Source organism: Klebsiella sp. CN_Kp106 (assembly GCF_040064575.1).
Classification (GTDB): Bacteria; Pseudomonadota; Gammaproteobacteria; order Enterobacterales; family Enterobacteriaceae; genus Klebsiella; species Klebsiella michiganensis.
Genome location: NZ_JBEAIG010000009.1, coordinates 65,697 through 73,639, shown reverse-complemented (window position 1 = coordinate 73,639; position 7,943 = coordinate 65,697). Strand labels below are relative to the sequence as shown.

Annotated in this window: 5 protein-coding genes; 2 read left to right on the top strand and 3 right to left on the bottom strand. The window is 59.7% G+C overall.

What is annotated here, in order from left to right; translation table 11 throughout:
- Nucleotides 1–71 precede the first annotated feature (71 nt).
- Nucleotides 72–887, bottom strand: coding sequence for a helix-turn-helix domain-containing protein (locus ABLU96_RS06405; RefSeq protein WP_064357763.1), 816 nt, complete (start codon nucleotides 885–887; stop codon nucleotides 72–74).
- Nucleotides 888–1,139: 252 nt separating this feature from the next.
- On the opposite strand from ABLU96_RS06405, the gene ABLU96_RS06400 reads away from it, so the two are divergent.
- Both ABLU96_RS06400 and ABLU96_RS06395 read left to right on the top strand, forming a co-directional pair.
- Complete coding sequence (locus ABLU96_RS06400) at nucleotides 1,140–2,540, top strand: MFS transporter (protein WP_057173479.1); 1,401 nt, start codon at nucleotides 1,140–1,142, stop codon at nucleotides 2,538–2,540.
- A gap of 10 nt (nucleotides 2,541–2,550) precedes the next feature.
- Nucleotides 2,551–4,512 (top strand): glycoside hydrolase family 127 protein, encoded by a 1,962-nt coding sequence (locus tag ABLU96_RS06395; protein ID WP_025106771.1) that lies wholly within the window; start codon nucleotides 2,551–2,553, stop codon nucleotides 4,510–4,512.
- A 138-nt stretch (nucleotides 4,513–4,650) separates the two neighbouring features.
- Here ABLU96_RS06395 and selB read toward each other — a convergent pair whose 3' ends face one another.
- Both selB and selA read right to left on the bottom strand, forming a co-directional pair.
- The gene (selB, locus tag ABLU96_RS06390) at nucleotides 4,651–6,492 is read right to left on the bottom strand and encodes a selenocysteine-specific translation elongation factor (protein WP_049082797.1); all 1,842 of its coding nucleotides are present in this window, start codon (nucleotides 6,490–6,492) and stop codon (nucleotides 4,651–4,653) included.
- Nucleotides 6,489–7,877 carry an L-seryl-tRNA(Sec) selenium transferase gene (gene selA, locus ABLU96_RS06385; protein ID WP_047722821.1) on the bottom strand — a complete coding sequence of 463 codons (1,389 nt, stop codon included), beginning with the start codon at nucleotides 7,875–7,877 and terminating at the stop codon, nucleotides 6,489–6,491. Before selA ends, selB begins: the two co-directional genes overlap by 4 nt.
- Nucleotides 7,878–7,943 lie beyond the last annotated feature (66 nt).

The following is a 7,943-nucleotide window of genomic DNA, read 5'->3' as shown; positions in this document are numbered from 1 at the left end:
AGAATTTTCCCGGAGGCGATGCTGCGCATCTGTCCGGGCTACGCATCCCCGGCGGGAAAAACCCATCAACCCTACGCCGAATTAATATGTTCCTTGCAGTAACGACGCTTCCACGCCGCGGGCGTCAGGCTGGTATGCTTACGGAAAATCTTGCGAAAATAGCCGACATCGTTAAATCCGCATTTCATCGCCACCTCGGTGAGCGACAGGGAATCGCTGATAAGCAGCTTTTCCGCCGCCCTCACCCGCTGACGGTGCAGCGCTTCGGTTAAGGTCAGCCGGAAAACATGGCGATAAATCCGCCCCAGATAATCGGCGTTGCAGTGCAGCTCCTGCGCCAGCGTGGATGCGGAAAGGGGCAAATGAAACCGGGTACGAATGATTTGCTGGGCTCTCCACGCCAGCGCGTTGCCGGGGCTGTCGGCGGGCTGTTCGCCCGCTGCCGCCGAAACTTGCTGCAGAATCAGCAGCAGGATCAGCTCCAGCGCCACGCTACGATGAATATTTTCCTGCTCGCGTAAGAATTGGCGGAACAACGAAATAATATACTGCGGCTCGCTGACGCGCGTGTGCTGCGGAATCGACAGCAGCGCCTCAGGCAGCGAAACGTTTTCACCGGAGGTCATTTCAAAATGCAGCCAGTAGAATTTTAAATCTGCCGGAAATTGCCCGATTCCGACGTGTAAACGCCGCGGCCAGAGCAATAAACTTTCCCCGGCGTTGACGCTAAAAATCTCGTTGTTTTCGCGGATCGTTAATGTTCCTTTTTCCACAAAGATTATTTCCCAGGAGTGAAGCTGACGAGCCGGATGGCTGCCGATGCCTCGGGAAATAAACAATCCACCATTTTGCACCTTAATCGGAAGTGACATGGACAATTCAAGCATAGACATTCAATATTCCGCTTTTAATAGCACCAATAACCCCTGTTATCTTTGATTATTCACGATAAAATAGCCGCCCGCTGGATCGAAATCACATTTTTACCATCAGGTCGGAATCGTCCTCTTTTTATACTTTTTCCTTCCCTTGTTGCCCTCAACATTTAGTGCAGAATAAATAACGTAATTTGCAAATAACACAATTAAAGCCCGCGCTTCAGCGGGATATTATTCGCACATCATCTCCGGGAGTTATTTATGACTTCGGCTCCGATTACCACAACTGATTTGGCACAGCGTGCCCAGGACGACAAATTATCCCTTCGGGAAAAAATAGGCTACGGATTGGGCGACGCGGGCGGGACGGTGATTACCTGCCTGATCATGAACTTTTTAACTTTTTTCTATACCGATGTCTTCGGCCTGACGCCCGCGCTGGTCGGGACCCTGTTTCTGGCCCTGCGCGTTTTCGACGCCGTTTCCGACCCGATTATGGGCGTGCTGGCCGACCGTACCCAGAGCCGCTGGGGACGCTTTCGTCCCTGGCAGCTGTGGATTGCCGTGCCGATCGGCGTTATCGGCGTCCTGACGTTTACCGTGCCCGACGCCAGCATGGGGGTAAAAATCGCCTGGGCGTTCGGCACCTATCTGCTGCTGTCGGTGAGCTACACCGCGATAAACGTCCCCTACTGCGCGCTGATCAACACGATGACCACGCGTCATAGCGAGGTTATCTCGTGCCAGGCATGGCGCTTTGTCCTGTGCGGCGTGGCGGGATTCTTAGTCTCCGTTGGGCTGCCGTGGATGGTAAAAGCGCTCGGCCAGGGCGATACCGCACAGGGGTATCAGTACGGCGTCGGCGTACTCTGCACCATCGCGGTGGCGATGTTCCTGTGCTGCTTCTTCTGGGTTCGCGAACGCGTCTCGCTGGATGTCATGGGGAAATTTACCCTGCGCGAGCACATCGCCGGGCTGCGTAAAAACGACCAGTTGCTGCTGATGCTGGTGATGTCATTTCTGCTCATCAACGTCTTCAATATCCGCGGCGGCGGCTACATGTACTTCATCACCTACGTGCTGGGCGGCTCCACCGGCTACACCTCGCTATTCTTCACCATGGTAACCTTCGCCTCGATTGCGGGTTCCGTCATCATCAACCTGCTCTCGCGCCGCTTTGATACCGTCAAACTCTACTACTATACCAACCTGGCGCTGGCCGCGCTGGCCGTGGCGATGTGGTTTTTGCCAACCGGGCAGGCGTACCAGACCCTGTGGCTGGTCGTCATCCTCGGCAACGGCATTATTCTCGGCTTTACCCTGCCGCTGCACTTTTCGCTGATGGCCTTCTCCGACGACTACGGCGAATGGAAAACCGGCGTGCGTTCTTCCGGGATGAACTTCGCCTTTAACCTGTTCTTTATCAAGCTGGCGTGGGCCTCCAGCGCCGGCATTATCAGCCTCGTGTTTATCTACGTGGCCTATCAGCCGGGCGTAGAAAACCAAACGGCATCATCACTGGCGGGTATCGCCTCCATGGAGACCCTGCTGCCCGCCCTGTTCCATCTGCTGCTGGCCTTTTCCATTCGCGCCTGCAAGCTCAACAATCCGATGATGGCGCGCATCGCCAGCGATCTGCGTACGCGTCATGTTCAGCCTTAAGGAGTCCGCCATGTCTGTTATGGAAGTCGATCTGCACAAACTGAAAATCAACGACCCGTTCCTCGGCCAGTACCAGCAGCTGGTGCGCGATGTGGTGATCCCTTATCAGTGGGATGCGCTGAACGACCGTATCGAGGAGGCGGACCCGAGCCATGCGATAGAGAACTTCCGCATCGCCGCCGGGCGACAGGAGGGCGAATTCTACGGCATGGTCTTTCAGGACAGCGACGTGGCGAAATGGCTGGAGGCGGTGGCCTGGTCGCTGTGTCAGAAGCCGGACGCCGGGCTGGAAAAAACCGCCGATGAGGTGATTGAACTGGTCGCGGCCGCCCAGTGTGAAGATGGCTATCTGAATACATATTTCACGGTCAAAGCGCCAGAGGAGCGCTGGACCAACCTCGCCGAATGCCACGAACTGTACTGCGCCGGGCACATGATTGAAGCGGGTGTCGCCTTCTTCCAGGCCACAGGCAAACGTCGTCTGCTGGATGTCGTCTGCCGCCTCGCCGACCACATCGATAGCGTGTTTGGCCCCGGAGATAACCAGCTGCACGGCTACCCTGGCCATCCGGAAATCGAGCTGGCGTTAATGCGCCTGTATGACGTCACTCAGGAGCCGCGCTATATCGCGCTGGTGAAGTACTTCGTTGAGGCGCGCGGAACGCAGCCGCATTTTTACGATATCGAATATGAGAAGCGCGGCAAAACCTCCTACTGGAACACCTACGGTCCGGCGTGGATGGTGATGGATAAACCCTACAGCCAGGCGCATCAGCCGATTTCCGAACAACCGGTCGCCATCGGCCACGCGGTGCGTTTCGTCTATCTGATGACCGGCGTTGCCCACCTCGCCCGTTTAAGTCAGGACGAGGGCAAGCGCCGGGATTGCCTGCGCCTGTGGAAAAATATGGCCCGGCGTCAGCTGTATATCACCGGCGGAATCGGTTCGCAGAGCAGCGGGGAGGCCTTCAGCAGCGACTATGACCTGCCAAACGACACGGTCTATGCCGAAAGCTGTGCTTCCATTGGCCTGATGATGTTTGCCCGCCGGATGCTGGAGATGGAAGCCGACAGCCAATATGCCGACGTGATGGAGCGCGCGCTGTATAACACCGTGCTGGGTGGAATGGCGCTCGACGGCAAGCACTTCTTCTACGTCAATCCGCTGGAAGTGCATCCAAAATCCTTAAAATTCAACCATATTTACGATCACGTTAAGCCCGTCCGTCAGCGCTGGTTCGGCTGCGCCTGCTGTCCGCCGAATATCGCACGGGTGCTGACCTCGCTGGGGCACTATATCTACACGCCGCACGGCGACGTCCTGTACATCAACCTGTATGTCGGCAACAGCGTGGAGATCCCGGTGGGCAATGAGGCGCTACGCCTGCGCATCAGCGGCAACTATCCGTGGCAGGAACAGGTGAAGATAGTCATCGATTCATCTTCACCGGTTAATCATACCCTGGCGCTGCGTCTGCCGGACTGGTGCGATAAGCCGCAGGTCACGCTCAACGGCGCGCCGGTTACGCAGGACGTGCGCAAAGGGTATCTGCACATCAGCCATCTCTGGCAGGAGGGCGACACGCTACAGTTAACCCTGCCGATGCCGGTGCGCCGCATTTACGGTAACCCGCTGGTGCGCCACCAGGCAGGCCAGGTCGCCGTCCAGCGCGGTCCGCTGGTTTACTGCCTGGAGCAGGCGGATAACGGCGAGCAATTGCATAACCTGCAGCTGCCGCGCGACGCCCGGTTTAGCACTGTCGAAGGCAAAGGGATTTTTGCCCGCAAGATACTTCTCCAGGCGCCGGGCTATAAGCAAACGGCGGAAGATGCCGAAAACCAGGCCCTATGGCACTATGACCGCGCGCCGTCCTCCCGTCAGCCGCAAGTATTAACCTTTATTCCGTGGTTTAGCTGGGCCAACCGCGGCGAAGGCGAGATGCGCATCTGGGTGAACGAAGCGGAAGCGTAAATGTGAGTGTGAGCATTCCCCGGTGGCGCTGCGGTATGAACCGGAAACATGGGTAACACTTTAGACCGGATACATGGGTAACGGTTATCGTAGCCCGTGTAAGGCGTTCACGCCGCGACCCGGGACTACCTGCTTATGCTAAAGGAACAATGCCTTATCGCGCAGAATATGATCGTTGCCGCGACGGCGGGTAAAACCGATGCGGTCGAAATATTCGAGGATCTGAATCGCCAGCTTGCGCCCGACGTTCAGCGTATCGCGGAAATCCGCCGCGCAGGTTGAGCCCCTTTCCAGATCCAGATCGCGGATCATTTTGGCAAACGCCACAATCCGATCGTTGCGATAGTAGCGATCTTTCACGATCGCGGTAATCATCCCCTGCTGCGCCGCCTGGCGTAATACCGCCCGCATTAACGACTCTTCTACGTTGGCTTCCCGCGCCAGATCGCGCACCCACCATGGCTCATCGGCAAACAGCCCGGCAACCCGCTGCCAGATGGCCTGCTGCTCGTCGGTAAAGCCCGCTTTATGCTCCGGCAGATGCAGCCAGCCGTGGTGGCTGTGAACAATGCCGCTTTCGCGCATCTGCTCAATCAACAGCAGCACCAGCGCTTCATCTTCCATCGGCAGCGCAATACGCCGCAGGCGTTCGCGGCCCGGTCCTGGCTCATCGCGATGCTGATCGTGATAGCGCGCCAGGGCATCGAGCAGCTTCCGCTGCCAGCGCGCGGCGAGCGGGGCGCTCAGCAGGCTATTTCCCGCCTGCAGATAGTCAGGGCGGTGAATCAGCGCGTTGAGGCCCTCGCGGCTGAGCTGACGCGCCCAGGCGAAATCATCGAGGCGCACCGCATCGCGCTGAAGGTGAATATCCAGGGCCTGGACGTCATCGCCCTGCGCGGCGGCCAGCGCGTGCAGCCACTGTAAATACTCCGGCTTACGCTTGCCCCGGCGCGGCGGATTGAGGGTCACCACTCGCGCACCGGCCAGCGTCAGGCGCGCGGAAATATCGCGCAGCACCAGACGGTCGTTATCCGCCAGCCGCAGCGGCGTATCGAGAACCAGCTCCGCCAGCGCGCCTTCGAGCAGCGACACGCGGCCGGTAATATGGCTGGCGGCGTGGTGGATATGCAGCGGCTGCCACTGGCTAAGCGGCGTATGGCACTGCAGTTCAACGATGACCCGCTCAGAGGCTTCCGGCGGCGGTACCGCCAGCAGCCAGTCGCCGCGGTTGAGCTCCTCTTTTTGCGCATCGCCGGCAATATTCAGGGCAATGCGCTGGCCGGCCCAGGCCTGCTCAACCGGCTGATTCTGCGCGTGCAGACCGCGCACGCGCATCGGTTTATCCACGCCGGTCAGCCACAGCGTATCGCCAACGTTGACCTCGCCGGATAACGCGGTCCCGGTAACCACCAGCCCCGCGCCTTTGACGGTAAATGCCCGGTCGATGGCCAGGCGAAAGCGCTGATGCTGCGGGTGCGCACGCGCGGAGAGCTGCAGGAGATGCTCGCGCAGCTCGGCGATGCCCCGTCCTTCCGTCGCCGCGACGGCAAACAGGGTCGCGCCGGTAAAGCCGAACTCCGCCAGCACCGCGTCGATTTCCGCCTCCACCTCCTCAATCCGCGCCGCTTCTACGCGGTCCGCTTTGGTCAGCGCCACGGTTAGCGTTGGCTGCCCGGTAAGCTGGAGGATCGCCAGATGTTCGCGGGTTTGCGCCATCACGCCATCATCGCAGGCCACCACCAGCAGCGCGTGATCGATACCGCCGACGCCGGCCAGCATATTGGACAAAAACTTTTCGTGGCCGGGAACGTCGATAAAACCCAGCACCCGCCCGTCGGGCTGCGGCCAGTAGGCGTAGCCGAGGTCGATAGTCATCCCGCGCGCTTTCTCTTCCGGCAGGCGATCGGCGTTGATACCGGTAATCGCCTGCAGCAGTGTGGTTTTGCCGTGGTCAACGTGTCCGGCGGTGGCAATAATCATCTCAATAACATCTCCATAAACCGGGATTCATCCTCAAGACAGCGCAGGTCCAGCCACAGGCGGCCATCGTAGATCCTGCCAATAACCGGCACGGGCAACTGACGCCAGCGTGCCGCCAGAGCTTCCAGCCGACTGCCGCGGCCATCGCGCGGAGTCAGCGTCAACGCCGCGCTGGGCAAGCGATCCACCGGCAGCGAGCCGCTGCCGATCTGCGACAGGCATGGCTCGACCCGCAGGTCAAAATCAGCATAATGTGCAGCCAGCGCGGCCCGCATGCGCTCGCCCTGCAGGCGGATCTCGTCCGCCTGGCGAGTCAGCAGACGCAGGGTCGGCAGTTCAGCGGCCAGCTTTTCCGGATGCAGATAGAGGCGCAGCGTGGCCTCCAGCGCCGCGAGGGTCATTTTATCCGCCCGCAGGGCACGCTTAAGCGGATGGCTCTGCAAACGCGCGATCAGCGCTTTTTTACCGACGATAATTCCCGCCTGCGGGCCGCCCAGCAGTTTATCGCCGGAGAAGCTCACCAGGCTGACGCCGGCGGCAATCATCTCCTGCGGCATCGGCTCTTTCGGCAGGCCGTACTGGCTTAAATCCACCAGCGAGCCGCTGCCGAGATCGGCCACCACCGGGATATTGAGTTCGCGGCCAATCTCCGCCAGCGCCGCTTCATCGACCGCTTTAGTAAAGCCCTCAATACTGTAGTTGCTGGTGTGCACCTTCATCAGCAGGCCGGTATTGTCATTCACCGCCTGACGATAATCTTTCGCGTGGGTGCGGTTAGTGGTCCCGACTTCATGCAGAACGCAGCCCGCCTGGCGCATCACGTCGGGAATACGAAACGCGCCGCCGATCTCCACCAGCTCGCCGCGCGACACCACCACCTCACTGCCGCCGGCGGTTGCCGCCAGCATCAGCAGCACCGCCGCCGCGTTATTGTTGACGATACAGGCGTCTTCCGCGCCGGTGATCTGGCAAAGCAGGTCGGCCAGCGCGCGATCGCGGTGGCCGCGTCCGGCATCGTCAAGATCGTATTCCAGCGTCACCGGCGCGCGCATCGCCTGGGTCACCGCCTCTACCGCCGCTTCCGCCTGAATCGCCCGCCCAAGGTTGGTGTGCAGCACGGTACCGGTCAGGTTGAACACCGGGCGCAGCGCGCTCTGCTGTCGCTGCGTCAAACGACGCGAGGTCTCCATTAGCCATGCTTCGCACCAGTCCGGCAGCGTCTGGTTCAGGCGGATGTATTCCCGCGCCTCGTCCAGCATCTGACGCAGCTGCGCCACCGTCTGGGCGTGACCGTATTGCATCAACAGCGGTGAAAATGCGGGGTCGCGGAGTAAACGGTCGATGGCCGGAAGCCGGGTATAAAGCGCACGAATTTCGCTAGTCATGAATGAACCTATTTTCCCCCCTCCCGACGGGAGAGGGAGTCAACAAATGAGCAGCAATTGTAATGC